This window comes from Vibrio kanaloae, assembly GCF_024347535.1.
In the GTDB taxonomy this organism is placed as follows: Bacteria; Pseudomonadota; Gammaproteobacteria; order Enterobacterales; family Vibrionaceae; genus Vibrio; species Vibrio kanaloae.
The window spans coordinates 2,366,514-2,388,273 of record NZ_AP025497.1; the positions used below are offsets into that span (position 1 = coordinate 2,366,514).

General features: G+C 42.6%; 23 protein-coding genes. 13 read left to right on the forward strand and 10 right to left on the reverse strand.

All coding sequences use genetic code 11. The features are described 5' to 3' along the window. Window positions 1-81: 81 nt before the first annotated feature. From OCV24_RS10715 to OCV24_RS10725, 3 genes are all read right to left on the reverse strand, one after another. Window positions 82-1,668, reverse strand: coding sequence for an AbgT family transporter (locus OCV24_RS10715; RefSeq protein WP_150879153.1), 1,587 nt, complete (start codon window positions 1,666-1,668; stop codon window positions 82-84). Window positions 1,669-2,054: 386 nt separating this feature from the next. Then, entirely contained in the window at window positions 2,055-2,180 is a 126-nt protein-coding gene (gene ykgO / locus OCV24_RS10720; protein WP_017056291.1) for a type B 50S ribosomal protein L36, read from the reverse strand. Next, window positions 2,181-2,441: a type B 50S ribosomal protein L31 gene (locus tag OCV24_RS10725; RefSeq protein WP_060468340.1), complete on the reverse strand. Its 261-nt coding sequence runs from the start codon at window positions 2,439-2,441 to the stop codon at window positions 2,181-2,183. 125 nt (window positions 2,442-2,566) lie between these two features. Between OCV24_RS10725 and tsaA the strand changes: the two genes are divergently transcribed. The 6 genes from tsaA to OCV24_RS10755 all read left to right on the forward strand — a co-directional run bounded on the left by tsaA (window position 2,567) and on the right by OCV24_RS10755 (window position 7,119). Beyond that, entirely contained in the window at window positions 2,567-3,262 is a 696-nt protein-coding gene (gene tsaA / locus OCV24_RS10730; RefSeq protein ID WP_017056289.1) for a tRNA (N6-threonylcarbamoyladenosine(37)-N6)-methyltransferase TrmO, read from the forward strand. Between the two features lie 101 nt (window positions 3,263-3,363). After that, window positions 3,364-5,079 carry a proline--tRNA ligase gene (locus tag OCV24_RS10735; protein ID WP_017056288.1) on the forward strand — a complete coding sequence of 572 codons (1,716 nt, stop codon included), beginning with the start codon at window positions 3,364-3,366 and terminating at the stop codon, window positions 5,077-5,079. Between the two features lie 224 nt (window positions 5,080-5,303). Continuing rightward, complete coding sequence (locus OCV24_RS10740; RefSeq protein ID WP_017056287.1) at window positions 5,304-5,999, forward strand: tellurite resistance TerB family protein; 696 nt, start codon at window positions 5,304-5,306, stop codon at window positions 5,997-5,999. 164 nt (window positions 6,000-6,163) lie between these two features. After that, window positions 6,164-6,367 carry a YaeP family protein gene (locus tag OCV24_RS10745; protein WP_017056286.1) on the forward strand — a complete coding sequence of 68 codons (204 nt, stop codon included), beginning with the start codon at window positions 6,164-6,166 and terminating at the stop codon, window positions 6,365-6,367. A gap of 1 nt (window position 6,368) precedes the next feature. Beyond that, on the forward strand, window positions 6,369-6,560 hold the full coding sequence (locus tag OCV24_RS10750; protein ID WP_017056285.1) for a DUF4250 domain-containing protein: 192 nt from the start codon (window positions 6,369-6,371) through the stop codon (window positions 6,558-6,560). Window positions 6,561-6,792: 232 nt separating this feature from the next. Further along, window positions 6,793-7,119, forward strand: a complete 327-nt coding sequence (locus tag OCV24_RS10755; protein WP_004736794.1) for a hypothetical protein — start codon at window positions 6,793-6,795, stop codon at window positions 7,117-7,119. A gap of 382 nt (window positions 7,120-7,501) precedes the next feature. Here OCV24_RS10755 and glyA read toward each other — a convergent pair whose 3' ends face one another. Next, on the reverse strand, window positions 7,502-8,752 hold the full coding sequence (gene glyA, locus OCV24_RS10760; protein WP_017095533.1) for a serine hydroxymethyltransferase: 1,251 nt from the start codon (window positions 8,750-8,752) through the stop codon (window positions 7,502-7,504). Window positions 8,753-9,099: 347 nt separating this feature from the next. Here glyA and OCV24_RS10765 point away from each other — a divergent pair, with 347 nt between their 5' ends. Beyond that, window positions 9,100-9,699 carry a YitT family protein gene (locus OCV24_RS10765; RefSeq protein ID WP_102507652.1) on the forward strand — a complete coding sequence of 200 codons (600 nt, stop codon included), beginning with the start codon at window positions 9,100-9,102 and terminating at the stop codon, window positions 9,697-9,699. Between the two features lie 69 nt (window positions 9,700-9,768). Next, entirely contained in the window at window positions 9,769-11,298 is a 1,530-nt protein-coding gene (locus OCV24_RS10770; protein ID WP_137008678.1) for a winged helix-turn-helix domain-containing protein, read from the forward strand. 49 nt (window positions 11,299-11,347) lie between these two features. Here OCV24_RS10770 and OCV24_RS10775 read toward each other — a convergent pair whose 3' ends face one another. Then, a complete protein-coding gene (locus tag OCV24_RS10775; protein WP_150879156.1) occupies window positions 11,348-11,887 on the reverse strand; it encodes a prepilin-type N-terminal cleavage/methylation domain-containing protein in 540 nt (179 codons plus the stop codon). 323 nt (window positions 11,888-12,210) lie between these two features. Between OCV24_RS10775 and OCV24_RS10780 the strand changes: the two genes are divergently transcribed. Continuing rightward, entirely contained in the window at window positions 12,211-13,122 is a 912-nt protein-coding gene (locus tag OCV24_RS10780) for a hypothetical protein (protein ID WP_150879158.1), read from the forward strand. After that, complete coding sequence (locus tag OCV24_RS10785; RefSeq protein ID WP_150879160.1) at window positions 13,107-13,292, forward strand: hypothetical protein; 186 nt, start codon at window positions 13,107-13,109, stop codon at window positions 13,290-13,292. Before OCV24_RS10780 ends, OCV24_RS10785 begins: the two co-directional genes overlap by 16 nt. Window positions 13,293-13,392: 100 nt before the next feature. Here the strand turns inward: OCV24_RS10785 and treC are convergent, their stop codons facing one another. The 5 genes from treC to gmhB all read right to left on the reverse strand — a co-directional run bounded on the left by treC (window position 13,393) and on the right by gmhB (window position 18,897). Beyond that, window positions 13,393-15,078: an alpha,alpha-phosphotrehalase gene (gene treC, locus OCV24_RS10790; RefSeq protein WP_150879162.1), complete on the reverse strand. Its 1,686-nt coding sequence runs from the start codon at window positions 15,076-15,078 to the stop codon at window positions 13,393-13,395. Between the two features lie 141 nt (window positions 15,079-15,219). Next, window positions 15,220-16,644 carry a PTS trehalose transporter subunit IIBC gene (gene treB, locus OCV24_RS10795; RefSeq protein ID WP_150879164.1) on the reverse strand — a complete coding sequence of 475 codons (1,425 nt, stop codon included), beginning with the start codon at window positions 16,642-16,644 and terminating at the stop codon, window positions 15,220-15,222. Window positions 16,645-16,849: 205 nt separating this feature from the next. Then, a complete protein-coding gene (treR, locus tag OCV24_RS10800; protein WP_150879166.1) occupies window positions 16,850-17,794 on the reverse strand; it encodes a trehalose operon repressor TreR in 945 nt (314 codons plus the stop codon). A gap of 98 nt (window positions 17,795-17,892) precedes the next feature. Next, a complete protein-coding gene (locus tag OCV24_RS10805; protein ID WP_046223695.1) occupies window positions 17,893-18,228 on the reverse strand; it encodes an MliC family protein in 336 nt (111 codons plus the stop codon). A gap of 117 nt (window positions 18,229-18,345) precedes the next feature. Further along, on the reverse strand, window positions 18,346-18,897 hold the full coding sequence (gmhB, locus tag OCV24_RS10810) for a D-glycero-beta-D-manno-heptose 1,7-bisphosphate 7-phosphatase (protein ID WP_060468351.1): 552 nt from the start codon (window positions 18,895-18,897) through the stop codon (window positions 18,346-18,348). A 241-nt stretch (window positions 18,898-19,138) separates the two neighbouring features. Between gmhB and metN the strand changes: the two genes are divergently transcribed. From metN to metQ, 3 genes are all read left to right on the forward strand, one after another. Next, the gene (metN, locus tag OCV24_RS10815; protein WP_017056277.1) at window positions 19,139-20,173 is read left to right on the forward strand and encodes a methionine ABC transporter ATP-binding protein MetN; all 1,035 of its coding nucleotides are present in this window, start codon (window positions 19,139-19,141) and stop codon (window positions 20,171-20,173) included. Beyond that, window positions 20,163-20,846, forward strand: a complete 684-nt coding sequence (locus OCV24_RS10820) for a methionine ABC transporter permease (protein ID WP_017056276.1) — start codon at window positions 20,163-20,165, stop codon at window positions 20,844-20,846. Before metN ends, OCV24_RS10820 begins: the two co-directional genes overlap by 11 nt. 82 nt (window positions 20,847-20,928) lie before the next feature. After that, a complete protein-coding gene (gene metQ, locus OCV24_RS10825) occupies window positions 20,929-21,738 on the forward strand; it encodes a methionine ABC transporter substrate-binding lipoprotein MetQ (protein WP_046223694.1) in 810 nt (269 codons plus the stop codon). The last annotated feature ends 22 nt before the right edge of the window (window positions 21,739-21,760 follow it).

The following is a 21,760-nucleotide window of genomic DNA, read 5'->3' on the forward strand; positions in this document are numbered from 1 at the left end:
CTCTCTATAAAAACAAAACAACCTGCAAACAATACAGGTTTTTTTAATATCAATTAAGAGAAGGTTTCCCCTGTTCTACAACTAAGGCGTGTAGTACGTCGCCGCACCTGGACCTACTGGTAGACCGAATATGAATACCCAAACGTAGAACATTAAGCTCCAACCAACCAAGAATACGATTGAGTATGGAAGCATTGTAGCAATCAGGGTACCAATACCTAGGTTCTTCATGTAACGCGTTGCTACAGCAAGGATAAGACCGAAGTAGCTCATCATTGGTGTAATGATGTTCGTTGTTGAGTCACCGATACGGTAAGCCGCTTGAATCGTTTCAGGTGCGTAGCCTACTAGCATTAACATTGGAACGAAGATAGGTGCTGTAACTGCCCACTGAGCAGAAGCCGAACCGATCATCAGGTTAATGAAACCACACATTAGGATGAATGCGAAGAACAACATTGGACCAGTTAGGCCGATATCTTGTAGGAAAGTCGCGCCTGCAACTGCAAATACTTGACCGAAGTTAGTCCACTTGAAAAAAGCAACAAACTGAGCAGCAAAGAATACAAGTACGATGTACATGCCCATAGAGGACATAGACTTCGACATTGCATTGATAACGTCACGGTCAGTTTTCATTGAGCCGGTAACTTTACCGTAAACAAAACCAGGAACCGCGAAGAAGACAAAGATAAACGCTACGATACTTTTTAGGAATGGAGAACCTGAAACCGTACCAGCCGCTGAACGCAGAACACCATCAGCAGGAACAATCGTCCACGCAAGAAGAGCAGAAACGGCTAGCACAGCGATGCCCGCCAGCTTAAGGCCTTTCTTCTCAATTTCCGTTAGCTTGCCCATTGAATCGTTTGATAAATCTTCAGACGCTTCTTCGTCGTTGTATTTACCCAGTTTTGGTTCAACAATCTTCTCAGTTACAAATGCACCGGTAATTGCAATGAAGAAAGTAGAAACAAACATGAAATACCAGTTTGATTCAGGACCAACGCTGTAAGTCGGGTCGATCATTTGCGCTGCTGTTTGGGTAATACCAGAAAGCAGTGGATCAACCGTACCGATTAGAAGGTTTGCAGAGTAACCACCAGATACACCAGCAAATGCTGCCGCTAGACCCGCCAATGGGTGACGACCCAAAGAGTGGAAAAGCATTGCCGCAAGAGGGATAAGCACAACATAACCAAGCTCAGAGGCCGTATTAGAGATAATACCGGCAAATACTACGGTTACTGTAACCATACGCTTAGATGCGCCCATTACCATGCCACGCATCGCCGCAGATAGTAGACCTGAGTGTTCAGCAATCGCAACACCTAGCATTGCAACCAGCACAGTACCTAGTGGCGCAAAGCCGACAAAGTTTTTAACGAGATTAGTGACGATGAGTTGTAAGCCTTCAGCGTTAAGTAAGCTTACAACGTGAATCATGCCGTCAGCAGCACGACCTGGCGCACCGTCTGGACGAGGATCCATAACAGACACCTCAAAATATCCAGCGATACCTGAAGTAACTAAAATTGCGACACAGAAGATTGCAAAAAGAGTAATTGGGTGGGGTAAAAGGTTCCCCAAATATTCAACGCCATCGAGAAAGCGGGTAAAAATAGGTTTCTTTGGCGAGTTGTTTTTTATTGAATCTGATGAACTCATCAGTTCCCTCCTTGTAGTGATTCCTGTGCAATTGTGACAAAAATGTTCAAATTGCCAGCGAAGGGTACGCGACAAAATTATCAATTAGAAATTCAAAATGTTACAAAATGTGTAATAATTGATGATTTTTAACTCTATTTGAACGATTAACTAGCAAATAAATCCATACAGGGGACTAAAACTAGATTTATAATTCAAAAGAACACATTCACTACAAATATAATTGACGATATAAGCCATTGATTAATTTAAAAACAAAGTTCGCCGTACTATAAAAAACACTTGATATTTAATAACCTTCCTCTCGAAGGAAAAGAAAAACTGACAAATGAATGAAGTTTGACTTTCCCCTCGTTTTTAAAGCTGTGTCACGTCGAATTGACTGACTATTTTTGAACCGCTTTGAATCTCGGGTTGGACTTACAGATGACATAGAGGCGACCTCTGCGCTTCACAACCTGACAATCTGGGTGACGACTTTTTGCACTCTTAAGAGATTTAACCACTTTCATCTACTTATTCCCTTTACCTAATTGACCAAAACGACGAGTGAAGTTCGCAACGCGTCCCTCTTTATGTAGCACTCGTTGTTTACCCGTATAGAAAGGATGCGACTTTGACGACACCTCAATCGTGAAGTAAGGGTAAGTATTGCCGTCTTCCCATTCGATAGTACGGTCTGTTTTTAGCGTTGAGCCGATTAAGAAGTACTCATCAACGCTGGTGTCATGGAATACCACTGTGCGGTAGTCCGGGTGGATATTCGGTTTCATTATGTTTCCCTAAAATAATTAAATTGATACGTTATAACATACTGGATGATAATTATTATCAAAAGAAAGACAAGCGATTTTATGGTATTTTTTCGCCATAGATCGAAATTAGAGAGTGTCCGTCCATGTACTCCATTGAACCTATTGGCTTTATAGAGTCTCCTTATAAAGAGAAGTTCGCGGTACCAAGGCAACCTAGATTAGTACCAACATCCAGCTCAAGAATAAGACTCGTTGACTCAGCAAACTGCCTTGAGTCCGTCCGTAATATTGAGCAATTTAGCCATGTTTGGTTGTTGTTCATGTTCGACAAAAACCTCGAAGCAGGATGGAAACCAACTGTGAGGCCACCTCGCCTTGGCGGGAATGAACGTATTGGTGTATTCGCGTCACGTGCCACATTCAGACCAAATGGAATTGGCATGTCTGCGGTTGAACTAAAAGGTGTGTCTCAAGAGAAAGGACAGACTTGGTTGGATCTCGGCAGCGTCGACTTAGTAGACGGTACACCGATCATCGACATCAAGCCTTATATCCCCTATTCAGATTCGATTCCGGATGCATTGGGAGGGTTTGCCGCCGATGAACCAGAAGTGCTCGACGTTAACTTTTCACAGCAAGCCCAAGCGAAGCTGGTACAACACCCACAGGGGCACCACATCATTCAGGTAATCAAAGAAGTTCTTGGCCAAGATCCTCGCCCTGCCTATAAAAAAGGCAAACCAGACAGTAAAGAATATGCGGTAAATTTGTTCGATCTTAACGTGAAATTCGTTGTTGAAACGCTTTTCATCAATGTTACTGACATTGAGCGCTTTTGAGAACTCAAATAGGCTGATATTATATACGGCTATATCAGATTTGCTGACGCCACTAAGCTCGGCAAATTTTCTTTTATCAATGATGAAACGGATACCACAGAATGCGTACCAGTAACTACCTTCTTTCTACTCTGAAAGAGACTCCAAACGACGCAGAAGTAATCAGCCACCAGCTGATGCTACGTGCAGGTATGATCCGTAAGCTAGCTTCAGGTTTATATACTTGGCTACCTACTGGTCTACGTGTACTGCGTAAAGTCGAAAATATCGTTCGCCAAGAGATCGATAATGCAGGTGCCGTTGAAATCTTGATGCCCGTAGTTCAACCGTTTGAGCTTTGGGAAGAGACTGGCCGTTCTGAAAAGATGGGCCCTGAGCTACTTCGTTTCACAGACCGTCACTCTCGTCCGTTCGTTCTTAGCCCAACAGCTGAAGAAGTGGTGACGAGCCTAGTACGTAACGAGATTAGCTCTTACAAACAGCTTCCTCTAAACCTGTTCCAAATCCAGACTAAATTCCGTGATGAACGTCGCCCTCGTTTTGGCGTAATGCGTGCACGTGAATTCTCTATGATGGATGCGTACAGTTTTGATATCGACAAAGAAGGCTTAGAAAAGTCTTACCAAGCGATGCACGATGCTTACTGTAAAGCATTCGACCGCATGGGCCTTGAGTACCGTCCAGTATTGGCAGACTCTGGTGCAATCGGCGGTAGCGGCTCTCAAGAATTCCACGTTCTTGCTGAAAGCGGCGAAGATCTAATCGCATTCTCTTCTGAATCTGATTACGCAGCGAACATCGAGAAAGCAGAAGCACTAGCTCCTACAACTGAAGCGGCAGCGCCAACTCAAGAGATGGAACTGGTTGATACGCCAAACGCAAAAACAATTGCTGAGCTTGTAGAGCAGCACGGTCTAGCAATCGAGAAGACCGTTAAGACTCTATTCGTTAAAGCGTCTGATGAAGTAGATGCAGACATCATTGCACTGATCATCCGTGGCGACCACGAACTGAACGAAGTGAAAGCAGAGAACCTTCCACAAGTTGCTTCTCCACTAGAAATGGCTTCTGAAGAAGAAATCCGTGCACTTGTTGGTGCAGGTCCTGGTTCACTTGGCCCTGTTGGCCTAGAGCTGCCATTCATCGTTGACCGCTCTGTTGCTGTAATGAGTGACTTTGGCGCTGGTGCAAACGTAGACGGTAAGCACTACTTCGGTATTAACTGGGGTCGTGACGTTGAGCTTGCTCAAGTTGAAGATCTACGTAACGTTGTTGAAGGCGACCTTAGCCCATGTGGTCAAGGTACTATCCAACTTAAGCGCGGTATCGAAGTTGGTCACATCTTCCAGCTAGGTAATACTTACTCTAAAGCAATGAACTGTAACGTGCTTGGTCCTGATGGTAAGAGCGTAATCCTAGAAATGGGTTGTTACGGTATCGGTGTTTCACGTGTTGTTGCATCGGCTATCGAGCAAAACCACGATAAATTCGGTATCACTTGGCCAGACGCACTCGCACCGTTCCAAGTTGCTATCGTACCAATGAACATGCACAAATCTGAGCGCGTTAAAGAAGCAGCTGAGAAGCTATACGCTGAATTAACAGCTATGGGTATCGAAGTACTATTTGATGACCGTAAAGAGCGCCCTGGTGTAATGTTTAAAGATATCGAACTAGTGGGTATTCCTCACACTATCGTTATCGGTGATCGCAGCATGGACGAAGGCAACTTCGAATACAAAAACCGTCGTACTGGTGATAAAGAAGTTATCGCAATGGACACGGTTATCGAGCACCTTAAAGCTCAACTAGCTTAGTAATTAAGTAACTGAATAAGTCTGTATTGACTAAATAATTAGTTACTCGCTAGATAAACATTGAAAGGCTGCCATTAGGTGGCCTTTTTTGTGCCTGTCGTTTCCCTTCAAACTCCCTTCTATTTATCAGTAGAGTTAATAACGTAAGTTAATCCCCTGTTCATCTTCAAATCCGTATATTGGTGTTATCAACTTTTTGGACATGCTCACCATTGGAGGTATCGATGGATATCAAAAGCTTACTTAACCAAGCACTTAATTCAGATCTCGTTAAACAAGGCACTCAGAAGCTTTCCCAAGGGTCTTCAAGTTTAAGCAGCCTCTCTCAAGGCAGTAGCAGCAATGACAAAGGTATCAACAAGAGCACACTTGGCGCTTTCGGTGCAGGCGCTGTTGGTGGTGGACTGTTAGGGACGTTAATGGGCTCTAAAAAGACCAAGAAAATGGGTAAGAAAGCAGCCGGCATTGGTGGCGCAGCAGCTCTTGGTGCTCTCGCTTATAAAGTCTACAACGACTACCAATCTAAACAAGGCCAGACACCCAATGTCGAACAGGCTCAATTTGATGAAAATGATGCTAATCACGGTGTTCTTATTCTACGATCGATGATAGCCGCGTCTAAAGCTGATGGTCATGTTGATAAAGAAGAGATGGCTAAGATAGAACAAGCAGTAGAAAACATGGGCGCTGATTATCAACTGACTAAGTTGGTATCTGAAGAACTGCACAAGCCACTCGACCCAAGTGAGATTGCGCAACTAGCCACTTCACCTCAGCAAGCGAGCGAGATCTACTTAGCCTCTTTGATTGTTGCCGACGAACAGAATTTCATGGAAAAGGCGTACCTGAAAGAGCTCGCGAAACAACTAAACCTTGCTGATGAAGTCACTTATCAACTTGAACAACAAGTATCTGGCTAATCGATAAATACCAAACGAGTCAGTAAAGAGAAGCCTAAGCCGCAGGCTAACTAAGTAATATATTGAGCAAAGACAAACTAACTCTGCTCTTGAGCAGATCCACTTTGTTTTTGCTTATCTCTATGTGTATATTGATATCAGTTATCATTTGGTTAGGTATAAAAATGAAAGTATACGATTGTTGTGATTTAGTGCGTGAACTGTATTCTCAAATTGGCAGTGGCGACCAAGGCTATATCCCTAAAGCGATCACCTGCGCAGTAAAAACATTGAACAACCTTGCTGCCGATGAATCCCTTGCTAAAGAAGCTCGTGAACGTGCAGCATTTGCCGCCGCGAACCTACTGATTTCAGATTTCGAGGACTAGTATGAATCTCGCTAACTTTGAAAAGATGGATCCAGTGATGTTGATGAGCATCGTCAATATGAAGCTTCGCGATGACTTCGGCGGTAATTTGGATCGAGTAGTCAACTTCTACGAAATTGACAAAGCTGCATTGATCGCTAAGCTCGCGTCTGCTGGTTTTGAGTATCTTCCAGAAGCCAAACAGTTTCGATAATGATTTAAAACGAGCTTCCTATTAATAGACCAACCTCTGTGTTGGTCTTTTTTGTTGGTGATACGTAATAAGTAAACATGCAACAAACCCGTTATAAATTATCTGTCTACATCTATACTTTTATATCTTAGAGTCAACGAACGCTCCTTGAACCGAAGCGTATTGTTGTATAGGCTACCTCAAATAGCATATAAAACTCATCACCCAATCTGATGATAGCGAAGGATTAACAATGAAAAGACTCGGACTTTTGGCAGTTTTCGCTGCAACACTGACTGCAGGTTGCGCTTCAAATACACAGCAAGACAACTTTCGTGAAGCCTCTTTTGAGCTGTGTAATACCGAAGTCGATATTTACTCAGTAAGCCATGATGAGCGAATTCGTATCGTCTGTTCTGATGGTTCTAAATTCGCTTTGAACAGTGAAGATACGCTAGAAGTAATGCGTGATATCAACATAGACTACTGCGATGGCGAAGGCTTAGGCAAATTCAACGAGAGTCGCAGCTACTACTCGTTTAGATGTAAGTCAGGAACTTTACTGAGCATCAAAAAGTAAAACCGATACCAACAAACAGCAAAGGGTTGATGTGCAAACATCAGCCCTTTTTAGGACCTGCCTTTCTGTATTCTCAGATAACCCAACTCTCATACCGACAAATACAAAAAAGGGACTCAATGAGCCCCTTAAAAAGTATTTTTCAAAGTAGATGAGCGAAGTTCAAGGAGCTCACACGGAGTTTGCGCTAGCAAATGAGTATGTGCGACACAGAAATTCGTTCACTCTCTGAGAGTTACCAGACCAATAAAAAAGCTCCCAACAGGAGCCTTTCAAATCGTATTTTTCAATCAAATAGCTTTAGTTCAAGGAAAAGGCGCGGAGTTTACGAATGTAAATGAGCACCTTTGACACAGAAATTAAGCTATTTGAGCCAGAAAAATTAAGCGTAAACCGGTAGACGCTTACAGATGTTTAGTACTTTTGCTTTCGTTGCTTCGATAACAGACTCATCACCCATGTTATCTAGGATGTCACACATCCAACCTGCTAGCTCTTTCGCGTCTGCTTCTGAGAAACCACGACGAGTGATAGAAGGAGAACCGATACGGATACCTGAAGTAACGAACGGGCTACGTGGATCGTTTGGTACTGAGTTCTTGTTCACTGTGATGTTAGCTGAACCTAGTGCTGCATCTGCTTCTTTACCTGTGATGTCTTTGTCGATTAGGTCAACTAGGAACAGGTGATTCTCTGTAGAACCTGAAACGATGTTGTAACCGCGAGCTAGGAACTCAGCAACCATTGCTTTTGCGTTAGCCACTACGCGAGCTTGGTATTCTTTGAACTCTGGCTCTAGCGCTTCTTTGAACGCTACTGCTTTACCCGCGATAACGTGCATTAGAGGGCCACCTTGGCCGCCTGGGAATACTGCTGAGTTTAGTTTCTTGTAAAGATCTTCGCCTTCGTTAGAAAGGATAAGACCGCCACGAGGGCCAGCAAGCGTTTTGTGCGTTGTCGTCGTTACAACGTGAGCGTGTGGAACTGGGTTCGGGTAAACGCCTGCAGCGATTAGACCAGCAACGTGCGCCATATCGACGAAGAAGTAAGCACCGACTTTGTCAGCGATTTCACGCATACGCTTCCAATCACAAACTTGAGAGTAAGCTGAGAAACCACCGATGATCATCTTAGGCTTGTGCTCGATAGCCAGCGCTTCCATCTCTTCGTAATCGATTTGGCCTGCTTCATCGATACCGTAAGGGATGATGTTGTAAAGCTTACCAGAGAAGTTGACAGGAGAACCGTGAGTTAGGTGACCACCGTGCGCTAGGCTCATACCAAGAACAGTATCACCCGCGTTTAGTAGCGCCATGTAGACAGCGTTATTTGCTTGAGAACCTGAGTGTGGCTGTACGTTTGCGTATTGTGCGCCAAACAGTTCACATGCACGCTCAATTGCCAATGTTTCAACCTTATCAACGAACTCACAGCCACCGTAGTAACGCTTACCTGGGTAGCCTTCAGCGTATTTGTTTGTAAGTTGAGAACCTTGAGCTTCCATTACACGTGGGCTTGTGTAGTTTTCTGAAGCGATAAGTTCGATGTGCTCTTCCTGACGAAGAGTTTCTTCTTGGATAGCTGCGAATAGATCCGCATCGTAATCAGCAATGTTCATGTCACGCTTAAGCATCTGTATCTCCTGACTCAGATTGTACTGAAAGTTTCAAAAAAACCACACAACGACCGAAAGCAAACGTTTCCGTCACCGTTTTGATGTGACGCATTCTACATAATTTGATTTAGGTCATAAAGAGCTAATTGCAATTTTATCATGCAGTTTTTTCATAATCACAAATAAGGTTCATCATGGTTATAAAGCTTATCCAACCAAAGATGGTACTTACTGTCAATTTTACGCTTTACACCCTGTAAAACGCAGATTACATAGGTTTACCTTAATTTTCCCCCTCTAGCTACCGAAAGCTAAGGTTTTTCTCTACTATGCACGCCTTTATTGGTTAGGTAATTATAAAAACGATGGAAAAACACTCACGTAAAGAAGATTGGGTAGCGATCCTCACTGGTACGTTTTTAGTCGCATTAGGCGTCTTCTTTTTACAGTCAGCAAACCTGCTTACTGGTGGCACGACAGGCTTGGCACTGCTTTTGAGTCAATTTACACCAGTAACCTTTGGTATTTTGTACTTTATTGCCAACTGCCCATTCTACTTATTGGCATGGAAACGATTTGGCCGTCACTTTGCGATAAGCAGTGCCATTTCTGGCGCTTTAGTGTCTGTGTTTGCCGATCATTTATACTTGGTGATTTCGTTAGACGTTCATAATGAGATTTACTGCGCTGTTGCAGGCGGCCTTTTGATGGGCTTAGGTATGCTGATCCTATTTAGGCATCATTCGAGTCTTGGCGGATTCAATGTCCTGTGTTTATTCATCCAAGATAAATTTGGTATTTCCGTCGGAAAATCACAAATGGCGATTGACGCGATAATACTGTTCACTTCCTTTCTTTTTGTCACTCCTACAACAATCTTACTTTCCATTTTAGGAGCTTTGGCACTGAATTTAGTACTGGCGATGAATCATAAGCCACACCGATATAAAATCCACTACAGGTGACAACACGCATACTCCGTTTAAGAAAAATGCTATATAATACAGGCAAATAATTAATAATGATGTTCCTACATGATGCGAAATATTCTTGAAGAAGCAAAAGAGGTTGGCGGCCTAATTAAAATCGGGGGAATGACCTATAATCCGCAGAAAAAGCACTTAAGGCATAACGATGAGATAATCGATTTAGAACCAAGAACCATTGAACTGCTCGAGTTTTTGCTTACTCATGTCGGTGAACCGCTTTCTTCTAATGCGATCATTCAAGAGATCTGGCATAGCGACTACATTTCTAAAAATGTACTGACTAACAGAATATCGACCTTCCGTGCGCTCCTTCAAAAATATTTAATCCATGAAGATGCAACCAAAATACTGGTGACTTACCCCCGTAAAGGCTATTACCTTTGCGACAGCCAAGTGAAGCTAATCACTCTTGAGGAAGATGACCATACTCCCTCCCGAGAAACACCGCCCACAATACGTCTTGCGTTGAGTGCCAAACTGACCAACATAAAGCCCTTACATTACTTGATCGTGTTCCTTTCTATAGCATTTTTTGTTTCGTCTTATCTTTATGTTACAAAAACAAGCAATCTAATCGAGCAATATCGCAAACAACAAACCATCCAAATGAGAGAGCTTCTTCTGCATCGTATTGATGCTACGGGCCCTCAATCAAAACAGCATAGGAAAATCATTAAAGCTTTGATTCTTGAGCAACAAATTGAATATCCATATACCGATTTGGTCAATCAAGACATTCCGAGTTACTTCGTGACGACAATCGATGACAGTCCCTATTGGCCCGGAGCAAAAGAGAGCATATCAAGTGAGTACAAACTCAACATTCGCTTAAAAGATCTCGAAACACCTTCCACTGTTCATGCCGAAGCTAAGCTGCTCTTTTCTACATCTGATAAGGAAGTGTTCAAAAAAACCTACGTTATCAATCTCAACAGCTTGAGCCTTTCCCTTTTGCCTCTACAGCAAGACATCGCTCGTTTTTTTGCACTCCCCATTCCGATTGAATACGATTGGCAACTAGATAATTTGTCTGTATTTAAGCAGTATGACCGTGATATTGACGAAGGTTCATTCATTCCAAATGATGAATTTAAAGCCCTCTATTTTGCTCGACACAACACATTGTTTGAAACCAATAAAGAGACGTTGGAAAAGGCTATTAGCCAACTGTATACGCGTTTCACTCCGCTTCCTGACGAACTAGGCATATGGTTAGGCCTAATTAACCTGAAAGCAGGAAACCTAGAAAACGCTTTTGATTTTCTACGCACTCCAGTAGGTGGTTCAAGGATTGATAATGCCTTAATTTACCTTCTCGTTTCCGATATTTCTTATAAAAGCGGCCGAGAAGATCTCTTTATGAAAAACTACCTACAATCCATCGTTTCACTATCCCATACAGTCCCATCAAAAGCGCTATTTAAACGACTTGCTCAACCAGAATCAGTAGAAACTTGCTTATCACCTTGGAATCAGTTGAAGAGCAAATTTTCGAATAAAACGATGACTTATGATTGGCGCAATATGATTGAAGCCTATTGCCAAACCATGATCAAGATGCAGAAACAAAAATAAAACCATGAACTTATTTGATCATGGTTTTATTCAATCTTATGTCAATCAATTAAACACAAGGCAAAACATCGATCTGATAATCTTCTTCTTGAGAAAGAGGGACCTGATATCGAACTGAACACTGTTTAAATTCATTTTGATTCAGTGGCGTAATATAAGCAGTACCTCTTTCATTTTCCGTTCGGTGTACCTTCCACAATGAAGACGAACCGAGAATGCCTTTTAGGACAATGGATAGATTATTTTCGTCGGCATCAGGGTAACCATAAATAAATGCACAACTTTTTCTTCCATCGACCTCACACCCTTTAAATGGCAAGTTCTGTAACGGAATCACACCATAACCATCTGAAGTTTGACCCTCAATTTTATTTGAAACATAACGATAGTGTTCTTTCCCTTCTAACATCATCATTCCATGAGCCATATTGATACCCGATTCTAAAGCACCTCTTACACTATAGAGTCGAGCTTCTCTCGCTTCATTTTGAATATTCATAAATTTAGGTATCGCTGCCACCGATAAAATACCGATCACCACAATAACGATCACCAATTCAATTAAGCTATAGCCACTATTATTACGCATTTAGTTATCCTTCTTTTATTTATTACCATTTTGGTAGACCAGAAGTTAACGAATTGGATTAAATAAATAAAACAACAAAGTAAAACAAATACGAACAAAACACTTAGGTCACTTAAGTTAATCTATTAATGAATAAGACTGCTACGCTAGAACACCAATGAAAAACGAAATGAAATAACAAAAAAACCTTAAAAAAACAAAAGATTAAACATAAAATTAAGATTCGTTAATCTTTGTTATCTATCATTATTTGGCTTATCAAACGCTAATCTTCAAACTTGCTGACAACATAAACACCTCAGCATTTTTACCGGATTAAAATCATGAAGAACAAATTACCTTTATTATCTATTTTATCATCGCTATTTCTATCAGGCTGTAATAGCTCATCACCCTCTATACCAGAAAAACAAATCGGCTCAGATCTGGACTTTAATAAATCCCAATTTTCTCCAAAAAATGAACAGTGGCTAAACTATGAAGAGAAAATAAATCGTCTTGATGGGAACTCTTCAGAGGTTTTTTACATTAAATACATTCCTAAAAATGCGATTGAACTCATCGACGTTTTAGACACTCTCCCTCAAAAAGAGACAGCTCAATTAACAGAAGTCATTAATAACCTTTCTAATATTGGTGTAGATAGCTTTTATGTGAGAATAATCAAGAACTCGATAGGAAGTAATGAAGATACAGATTTTTTGTATGAAAAAGATGGTCAGCTATATCGAATTAATGAAGAGGCTTCTTTAAGCCTGATTGACTTCTTTAATAAAGCGCCTTCTTTAATCCATATTTTTGATAGCATGGAGTTTCCTACATCGGCTAATACATATAAAGATCAACAAATCAGTTCTTCATTTTGGGAACATAATATTAACGGACTCGACATCAGCGATGAAGATGCATACCGATTAGTCGAACAGTATGATGTTGATTCTAAAATGGTGATCAGTCGCTGTTCTTTGAATTGGAAAAGAGAACAGAAAAGAATAGAAAACGGTAAAATATTTGAGAAAATTAATAATCAACAAATAGAAGTAGGCTTACTCGAATACCAATCAATACTGACTCTAGAATGCAACAATGATGAGCAACCGTCGAGTAGTACACTCATCAATGAAAATATCACGACGATTTATCATCCCGTATTTGGCTATGTACGACACAGTGAAATCAGTGGTCTTGAGCAAACAACGTTAACTTTGCAGGACTTGAAATGGACAAAGCAGTGAGAAAAGAAAGGGATGACGCCTACGAAGAGATTAAAGCTCAGCTTCAACAATGGCCGATGGACAAACTGACAATGCTTCTCGATGAGCTGACTGTTGCTGTCACACCACAGTCAGTACCACCCCTTGTTCACCTTTCACACGAAGAGATCGAAATGCTCACTAAGCACTAACAGTACATCGAAAAAAGGCTTTGGGGAGCACTCCAAAGCCTTTGTAAAAGCCCAACCCTTTAAGGGGAATAAGAATCAGGCTTGTGAAAATGAAACAAGGTTAACCTTCAATCAAGAGAATACGAGTCTCATAAGGACGTAAGACTTGATGATGTAATGCTACTGAAGTGTTCGCTTCTTGATAGTTAGACAACAAACTCTTCGCCTTACTCATATCAAAACGTTCCGGTAAAACGCATTCCGCCTCTTCACCATAATAGTTGTTAATACACAACAAGGTTTGCCCTTCGCTCTCACGTGCATACGCAAAAATAGATGAGTGTTCAGGCAATAAATCTTGATAACTACCATGAGTAATCACAGGCACTTGTTTACGTAACTCAATCAAGCTCTTGTAGAAGTAAAAAACAGAATCTTTATCTTCCAGCGCTTGCTCAGCATTGATCTCAGTATAGTTATTCGCAACGTCTAGCCATGGCTGTTCTTGTGAAAAGCCTGCATATGCTTCACAGTTCCATTGCATCGGTGTACGAGAGTTATCGCGAGATTTCTGCGCTAAAATCGCCATCATATCTTGATGCTCCACACCATCACGGTTAACCATGATGTCGTACATGTTGGTGCTCTCTACATCACGATATTGGCTGATCTCAGTATAGCCAGGGTTAGTCATGCCAATTTCTTCACCTTGATAGATATACGGCGTGCCTTGCATCATATGTACAGACGCAGCCAGCATCTTAGCCGACTCAACACGATACTGCTGATCATCACCTAAACGGCTCACCACTCTTGGTTGGTCGTGATTACACCAAAATAGCGCGCCCCACCCTTTGCCGTTCAAGCCTGTTTGCCAGTGATTGAAGATCGACTTGAGCTGTAAGAAATCAAACGGCGCATTGGTCCACTTCTCACCATTGGTGTAATCGACCTTAAGGTGATGAAAATTAAACACCATCGATAGCTCACTGTTATCAATATTTGAGTATTGCTGACAATGTTCCAGTGTCGTTGAAGACATCTCGCCAACCGTCACGCTGCCGTATTTCTGGAATACTTCTTCACTGATCTCTTGCAGGTATTCGTGTACACGTGGACCATCGGTATAAAAGCGACGACCGTCACCAATATCATCGTTAGGAAAGTCTTGCTGCTTTGAAATTAAATTAATGACATCAAGGCGGAAACCATCAACGCCTTTTTCAGCCCAGAAGCTGATAACGTCTTTCACTTCACCACGTACAACCGGGTTCTCCCAGTTCAGGTCGGCCTGCTCTTTGGCGAATAGATGAAGGTAGTATTGACCTGTGGCTTCATCGAGAGCCCATGCATTACCGCCAAACTTAGATTGCCAGTTAGTGGGTGCTTGGCCGTTTACTGGGTCTTTCCAGATGTAGTAATCGCGGTACGGGCTGTTTTTGTCGCCCAAAGCAGATTGGAACCATGCATGCTCTGTCGAGGTGTGGTTTACCACTATATCCATCACGATACGGATACCCCGTTGGTGCGCTTCAGATAGTAATAAGTCGAAATCTTCCATGGTGCCGAATTGAGGATTAATCGCGTAGTAGTCTGAAATATCGTAGCCGTTATCGATCATTGGGGATGCGTAAACAGGGGTTAACCAAATGGCATCCACACTCAAGTGTTTAAGATAATCCAGTTTTGAAATGATCCCTTTGATATCGCCAGTACCTTTACTGCCACTATCACAAAAGCTCTTTGGGTAGATTTGATAGATGGTTGCGGTTTTCCACCAACTTTCATCATGCTCAGTCATCGCCATCTCTAACACTCACTTACCAGAAAATATAAAATAAAAATCACCATGTGAATCATGGTCGAATAGCCGTTATAACTAAAAGAAAAAGCTATAACTAAGAGAAAAAGCGATGGCTCACTTTGGAGTCATCGCTTATTTAATGCATTACGCGTTGGCGGTTTCTAGCTCGCCTTTCATCTGTGCTCGTTTATAGAAGAACAGTGTTAACGTGACGGGTAGTACAATCGCCACCAGCATCGCAATTAAGTAAACAGACCAATATTGCGGTTGAATCGATAAGATACCCGGCAAGCCACCGACACCTATTCCATTCGCCATCACACCTGCACTACCACAGATTGCAGCCGCTGCGGCACTGCCGATCATTGCGCTCAGCATTGGGAATTTGTATTTAAGGTTGATGCCGTACATCGCAGGCTCTGTCACACCTAAGTAGGCAGAGATTGCAGCTGGAACCGAGATATCTCGTTCGCCTTCACGCTTGCTTAAGATGATGATGCCGACAACCGCTGAAGCTTGCGCAATATTTGATAAAGCAATCAAAGGCCAGATTGGCGTACCGCCTAAGTCTTGCATCAATTGTAGGTCGACTGCGTTGGTTGTGTGGTGAATACCTGTAATTACCAAAGGTGCGTATAGGAAGCCAAATACCACTGAACCAAAAATCGCAAAATCACCAGTCATTGCCGCTTTAGCCGCGAATGCCACACCATCGCCTAACATGCGGCCAAATGGACCAATGAAAGCGTGTGCTAGAATCACAGACAAAATAATCGATACAAATGGCACGACAACAAGGTACAGATAAGAAGGAACAATACGCTTGAGGTTAGTCTCAATAAATGCCAAAGCCACACCCGCTAGCATCGCTGGGATCACCTGTGCCTGATAACCAACTTTCTCAATCACGAACAAGCCAAAGTCCCACACCTCAGGTACCGATTTACCTATCATGTAAGCGTTCATCAATTGTGGGGAAACCAAGGTCACACCGAGCGTGATACCCAAAATAGGGGTTCCGCCGAGCTTCTTAACCGTCGCCCAACACACACCAACCGGTAGGAAGAAGAAAATCGCTTCGCCGATCAACCATAAGAAAGAGTGAACGGTTGCCCAGAACTGGCTGATCTCAACCAAGGTTTTGCCGTCGAACATGCGAATGTCGCCAATCACATTACGGAAACCAAGAATCAAACCACCCGTAATGATGGCAGGCAACAGTGGTACGAAAATTTCGGCTAAATGGGAGATACCACGCTCAAGGAAGTTCATGTTCTGACGAGCTGCAAGCTTAGACTCATCTTTTGATGACGCCTCTTTACCCGTTTGTTCAATCAGAAGTGCGTACACTTCATCAACCTCTGTGCCAATCACGACTTGGAATTGACCTGCGTTCGTAAAGCAGCCTTTTACCAACTTCAGCTTTTCTAGTTCTGCTTTGTTTGCTTGTTCCGTATCGTTCAATACAAAACGCAGTCGAGTCAAACAATGGCTGACACTCGCAATATTTTCTTTGCCACCGACTAACTCGATAAGACGCGCAACGTCTTGCTTCGCTATCTTACTCATACTACCCCACCCTGGTTTCATTCAATTACTCATCTAAACCATTCAGCGATAACCACTCAGGATTTAGATTAATGGGAACAGTCCCAACAACGATTATTATAATGCCCGTATGAATAATAAATTAAAATGGGAACAGTCCCATTAATTGAAAGAGATCACACTCTAATTTTAATCCAAGCGGTTCAATTTTGCTTAATTGAGTGGATTATAGAATCGGAGGTTGGGTGTGATGAGAGATCTCAGAGTTACCTAAAAGCTGGGAGATCAATAGATTAGCCGCTAATTTCCCTGCGGATTGATAGCCGGGGTCAATACTGAATACACGAGGAAACAAAAAAGAGAGCAAAGTGTTGCCACCAACGCCTGTCACGACCACATCTTCGCGTTGTCGCTCTTGTAGACGTTTGATCACGCCAAGGGCCAGGGTATCACTGGCACAAACAATCGCTTGAGTTGCAGGAGTCAGTATCTCATCCACTAGCTGATAAGCACTTTCATGATGAAGTTGACCAGTACGATAATTCGCAATCACTCCGGTGTTTTCACACCAATCTAGATAAGCCTTAAGACGCAGTTCACCGGTTGATTTATCACTAGGATCAACACCAATAAAGCCGACATCTGAGATCCCTTGATCCGATAGGTGCGCGAGAGCACGATCAATAACCTGTTGGTTATCATAGTTAATCGACGTCACGTTCTCGGTATCCAGAGCAATAACCACAGCTTTGTGTTCCCATGTTTCGATCGCTGGGATATCACAGTCAGTAAAGCCAAACACAATGATGCCATCCACATTACGTCGCTTCAGAACTTGCAGGTGCTCATTGGCTTTTTCTCTGTCGAGCTGACTTTCCATAATCACCACATCGTAATCTGCTCGATACAACTCAGCCAACATGGTACTAACGGCTTTGTTTTCAGAGGGAGAATCTAAACGAGAGATGATCACGCCGATGACTTTTTGACTGCCACCACGCATTGATTGCGCAGACTTTGAAGGTGTGTACCCAGATTCTTGAATTACTCTTTCCACCCTTTCACGGGTCTCAGGTTTCACTTTAGGGTCGTTGGTCAGAACGCGAGATACGGTTGACTTACCAACACCGGACAGCTTAGCAATATCGAGAATAGTGAGTTTTTTGCTCATAAAAAGTCTAACGTTAAAAGAGAAAAGAGAAAAGAGAAAAAGTGAGGGTAGATTCCCTCACTTAACTGTATGTAAATCCTAGTCGTTCTTACGATGACTTACTTTTGACAATTTCGATACACAACACGACCAAGTTCTAGACGTGCATTGTCACCTTTAGTACGCAAAGTGATGTTGTTAACTACCTCTGCAGTGCCATCATCTAGAATATATTTGGTTCCTGAACCTGCCGGTACCTGAGTCAGACGATATTCATCGTCAAGCAAACGTAAGACCGCTTTTTCATTATCAAGGTAAGCTACTTCAAACGAAACATCAGACTCACATTGATAAGTCATGAACTGATTATTCGATGCTTCACTATCAGGGGCTGCTGACTTAGAGCACCCGATTAATGCTACCGTACATAGAGATGCTACTAACATAGCTTTCATACTTCGTTCCTCATCTTTATATAGACACGATACTTATCTTCTTAAACAGTATAAACCCTAGTAACAATTAGGTGCTTTTTAAGGATAGGTACATGACCTTAGTGCTCAATGAAACGCTTAACCTTTTAAGAAAGCGGGTACGTCTTTAATGCTATCAAGTACTACGCTAGCTAGCGCTTCACCCTTTTCAGTGATTGGCTTGCCGGTTCTCACCAATACTTTAGTGCCAACTCCTGCTGCCTCTGCAGCCATCATGTCTTCAGCTTTATCGCCGATCATGACTGAATTAGCCATATCAATTTTCAGAAAGTCACGAGCAGAAATGAACATGCCTGGCTTTGGTTTACGACATTCACAATCTTGCTTGTAGTCACCGATACCGTGTTCAGCGTGGTGAGGACAGTAATAGATGCCATCAAGCTCGACACCATTATCAACAAAGTTCCAATCCATCCACTGCGTCAGAGAAAGAAAACGGTCTTCGCTAAACATGCCACGAGCAATACCTGACTGGTTAGTCACTAGCACCAATAAATAACCCATATCTTTAAACGCTTTCGCCGCTTCAAACACACCGTCGATGTATTCAAAGTCATGCTCATCATGTACGTAGCCGTGATCAACGTTAATCACACCATCACGATCTAAAAAAACAGCAGGTTTAGACAAAATTCAGTTCTCTATCAACGCTCTATTAATCATTAATTATTACACGCTTTATTTGCTTCATCACTATCTATTTATTTCTGCACTTGTTAAAAAACGGTTTCCACCTTAAATAACACCACTTACGTTTAGCCGTCTAGACGTAAAAATATCTATTGACTTAGATCATAGAACACCATAGCATCGTCTGTAAATCGAGCGAGCTATCGACATATTATTCTGTTCTATCTGCACGGGTTTCTCTATGATTAAAGTGAATCAAGTCAATAAGGTTTTTTATCAAGGCACTAAAGAAATCAATGCCTTAATTGATATCAACCTCCACATACCTCAAGGTCAAATCTTCGGAGTCATCGGCTCTTCAGGTGCAGGTAAAAGCACCCTGATCCGTTGTGTAAACATGTTAGAAGCCCCGACTTCAGGTGAAGTGATTGTTGACGGTATCGACCTAACAAAACTCAGCAAGTCTGAACTAAGCGAAGCGCGCCGTAACATAGGTATGATCTTCCAGCACTTCAATCTGTTGTCTTCTCGTACTGTATTTAACAATGTAGCACTGCCTTTAGAGCTTGCCGGTAGAGATAAAGCGGCTATTGAAGCGAAAGTGAGTGAGTTACTCGATCTTGTTGGCCTTGCAGACAAACGCGATACTTATCCAGCGAATTTGAGTGGTGGTCAAAAGCAACGTGTCGCGATTGCTCGTGCATTAGCATCAGACCCAAAAGTACTGCTTTGTGATGAAGCAACCAGTGCTCTGGATCCAGCAACCACTCAATCGATTCTTGAGCTGCTACGAAAAATCAACCGTAAGCTAAGCATCACGATTCTATTGATTACTCACGAAATGGATGTGGTTAAAAACATCTGTCACGAAGTCGCCATCATTGGTGGCGGCGAGCTTGTCGAAAAAGGGACTGTGGGTGACATATTCGCACACCCTAAAACAGAACTGGCGCATCAATTTATTCGTTCAACGCTGGATCTGACGATTCCTGAAGATTACCAAGCGCGTTTGCAAGAGACTCGTGTAAACAGCAGCTATCCACTGGTACGCCTTGAGTTTACGGGCGCAACGGTTGATGCTCCGCTGATGACGCAGATTGCACGAAAATTTAATATCGATGTCAGTATATTAAGCTCTGATCTTGATTACGCTGGCGGTGTAAAATTCGGCATGATGGTTGCCGAGCTATTCGGTAATGAAGCCGATGATAATGCTGCTATCCAATTCCTACGCGACAACAATGTAAAAGTAGAGGTGCTTGGTTATGTCCTTTAGTTTCAACGAGATTGCTGACTGGATCAGCTTGAACGGTAACCTTCTACTAGGCGCAACAGGCGAAACGCTGTACATGGTTGCTGTTGCTGGCATTGTTGGTTTTGCTGTCGGTATCCCATTAGGCGTGATTCTACACACAACCAAGAAAGGTGGTTTACTTGAGAACACCAAGCTAAACAAGACTCTAGGTGCAGTTGTCAACGTAGGTCGTTCAGTGCCTTTCTTAGTGCTGATGGTGGCGATTATCCCACTGACTAAGATGTTGATCGGTACCTTTATCGGGACAACAGCAGCAATTGTTCCATTAACAATTGGGGCTATCCCATTCGTAGCTCGACTTATCGAGAGTGCACTACTTGAAGTGCCAACAGGTCTAGTGGAAGCTGCTCAGTCAATGGGCGCAACACCAACACAAATAATCAATAAGGTTCTGCTTCCTGAAGCACTACCGACGATCATCAACTCAGTCACAATCACACTAGTAACGCTTGTGAGTTACTCAGCAATGGCAGGTACTGTGGGCGGCGGTGGCCTGGGTGATGTTGCCATTCGTTACGGATTCCACCGCTACGATGTCACCATCATGGCTGTGACGGTAGTGATGTTGATTGTGCTGGTACAAATTATTCAATCAATCGGTGATTCATTAGTTCGCCGCGTTGACCACAGATAAAGACTCAGCGTTTAAACGCAAACAATCTAAGACCAAGCGTCGTTTGAACCAAATTAAATAGATTTATTAAAAGGAGATTATTATGAAATTTAACCTTAAAGGTTTACTTACTATCGCAGCAGCAGCTTCAGCGCTAGTACTAGCAGGTTGTGGCGATAAAGAAGTCGACACTTCAAAAATCAAAGTCGGCGTAATTGCAGGGGCTGAAGCACAAGTTGCTGAAGTTGCTGCGAAAGTAGCGAAAGAGCAATACGGCTTGGATGTTGAGTTAGTGACCTTTACTGATTATGTAACACCAAACGCAGCGCTAGATGACGGCTCTATCGACATCAATGCATTTCAACACGCACCATACCTAGAACAACAAGTTGCCGATCGTGGTTACAAACTGACTATCGCTGGTAACACCTTTGTTTATCCAATTGCTGGCTACTCAAAAGAAGTGAAATCAGTAGACGACATTCAAGATGGTGCTCGTATCGCAGTACCAAACGATCCAACAAACCTAGGTCGCTCTCTCCTGCTTCTTGAGCAACAAGGTCTGCTTGAGCTTAGCGAAGATGCCGGTCTTCTCGCGACAGTTCGTGACATAGTTAGCAACCCTAAAAACCTAACGATTGTTGAACTAGACGCTGCGCAGCTACCGCGCTCTCTGGATGATGTAACTCTATCTATCATCAATACAACTTACGCAAGCTCAATCAACCTAACTCCACAAAAAGATGGTGTATTTGTTGAAGACAAAGATTCACCATACGTAAACCTAATTGTTTCTCGTGAAGAGAACCTAAATGCGGAAAATGTACAAAACTTCGTAAAGGCTTACCAAACTGAAGAAGTGTACAACGCTGCTTATGATATTTTCCAAGGTGGTTTAGTTAAAGGTTGGTAATTACCGACACTTAGCACCGCAC

Coding starts and splice junctions, on each gene's coding strand:
- OCV24_RS10715 (WP_150879153.1), bottom strand. CDS start 1,668: ATGAGTTCATCAGATTCAATAAAAAACAACTCGCCAAAGAAACCTATT.
- ykgO (WP_017056291.1), bottom strand. CDS start 2,180: ATGAAAGTGGTTAAATCTCTTAAGAGTGCAAAAAGTCGTCACCCAGAT.
- OCV24_RS10725 (WP_060468340.1), bottom strand. CDS start 2,441: ATGAAACCGAATATCCACCCGGACTACCGCACAGTGGTATTCCATGAC.
- tsaA (WP_017056289.1), top strand. CDS start 2,567: ATGTACTCCATTGAACCTATTGGCTTTATAGAGTCTCCTTATAAAGAG.
- OCV24_RS10735 (WP_017056288.1), top strand. CDS start 3,364: ATGCGTACCAGTAACTACCTTCTTTCTACTCTGAAAGAGACTCCAAAC.
- OCV24_RS10740 (WP_017056287.1), top strand. CDS start 5,304: ATGGATATCAAAAGCTTACTTAACCAAGCACTTAATTCAGATCTCGTT.
- OCV24_RS10745 (WP_017056286.1), top strand. CDS start 6,164: ATGAAAGTATACGATTGTTGTGATTTAGTGCGTGAACTGTATTCTCAA.
- OCV24_RS10750 (WP_017056285.1), top strand. CDS start 6,369: ATGAATCTCGCTAACTTTGAAAAGATGGATCCAGTGATGTTGATGAGC.
- OCV24_RS10755 (WP_004736794.1), top strand. CDS start 6,793: ATGAAAAGACTCGGACTTTTGGCAGTTTTCGCTGCAACACTGACTGCA.
- glyA (WP_017095533.1), bottom strand. CDS start 8,752: ATGCTTAAGCGTGACATGAACATTGCTGATTACGATGCGGATCTATTC.
- OCV24_RS10765 (WP_102507652.1), top strand. CDS start 9,100: ATGGAAAAACACTCACGTAAAGAAGATTGGGTAGCGATCCTCACTGGT.
- OCV24_RS10770 (WP_137008678.1), top strand. CDS start 9,769: ATGATGCGAAATATTCTTGAAGAAGCAAAAGAGGTTGGCGGCCTAATT.
- OCV24_RS10775 (WP_150879156.1), bottom strand. CDS start 11,887: ATGCGTAATAATAGTGGCTATAGCTTAATTGAATTGGTGATCGTTATT.
- OCV24_RS10780 (WP_150879158.1), top strand. CDS start 12,211: ATGAAGAACAAATTACCTTTATTATCTATTTTATCATCGCTATTTCTA.
- OCV24_RS10785 (WP_150879160.1), top strand. CDS start 13,107: ATGGACAAAGCAGTGAGAAAAGAAAGGGATGACGCCTACGAAGAGATT.
- treC (WP_150879162.1), bottom strand. CDS start 15,078: ATGGCGATGACTGAGCATGATGAAAGTTGGTGGAAAACCGCAACCATC.
- treB (WP_150879164.1), bottom strand. CDS start 16,644: ATGAGTAAGATAGCGAAGCAAGACGTTGCGCGTCTTATCGAGTTAGTC.
- treR (WP_150879166.1), bottom strand. CDS start 17,794: ATGAGCAAAAAACTCACTATTCTCGATATTGCTAAGCTGTCCGGTGTT.
- OCV24_RS10805 (WP_046223695.1), bottom strand. CDS start 18,228: ATGAAAGCTATGTTAGTAGCATCTCTATGTACGGTAGCATTAATCGGG.
- metN (WP_017056277.1), top strand. CDS start 19,139: ATGATTAAAGTGAATCAAGTCAATAAGGTTTTTTATCAAGGCACTAAA.
- OCV24_RS10820 (WP_017056276.1), top strand. CDS start 20,163: ATGTCCTTTAGTTTCAACGAGATTGCTGACTGGATCAGCTTGAACGGT.
- metQ (WP_046223694.1), top strand. CDS start 20,929: ATGAAATTTAACCTTAAAGGTTTACTTACTATCGCAGCAGCAGCTTCA.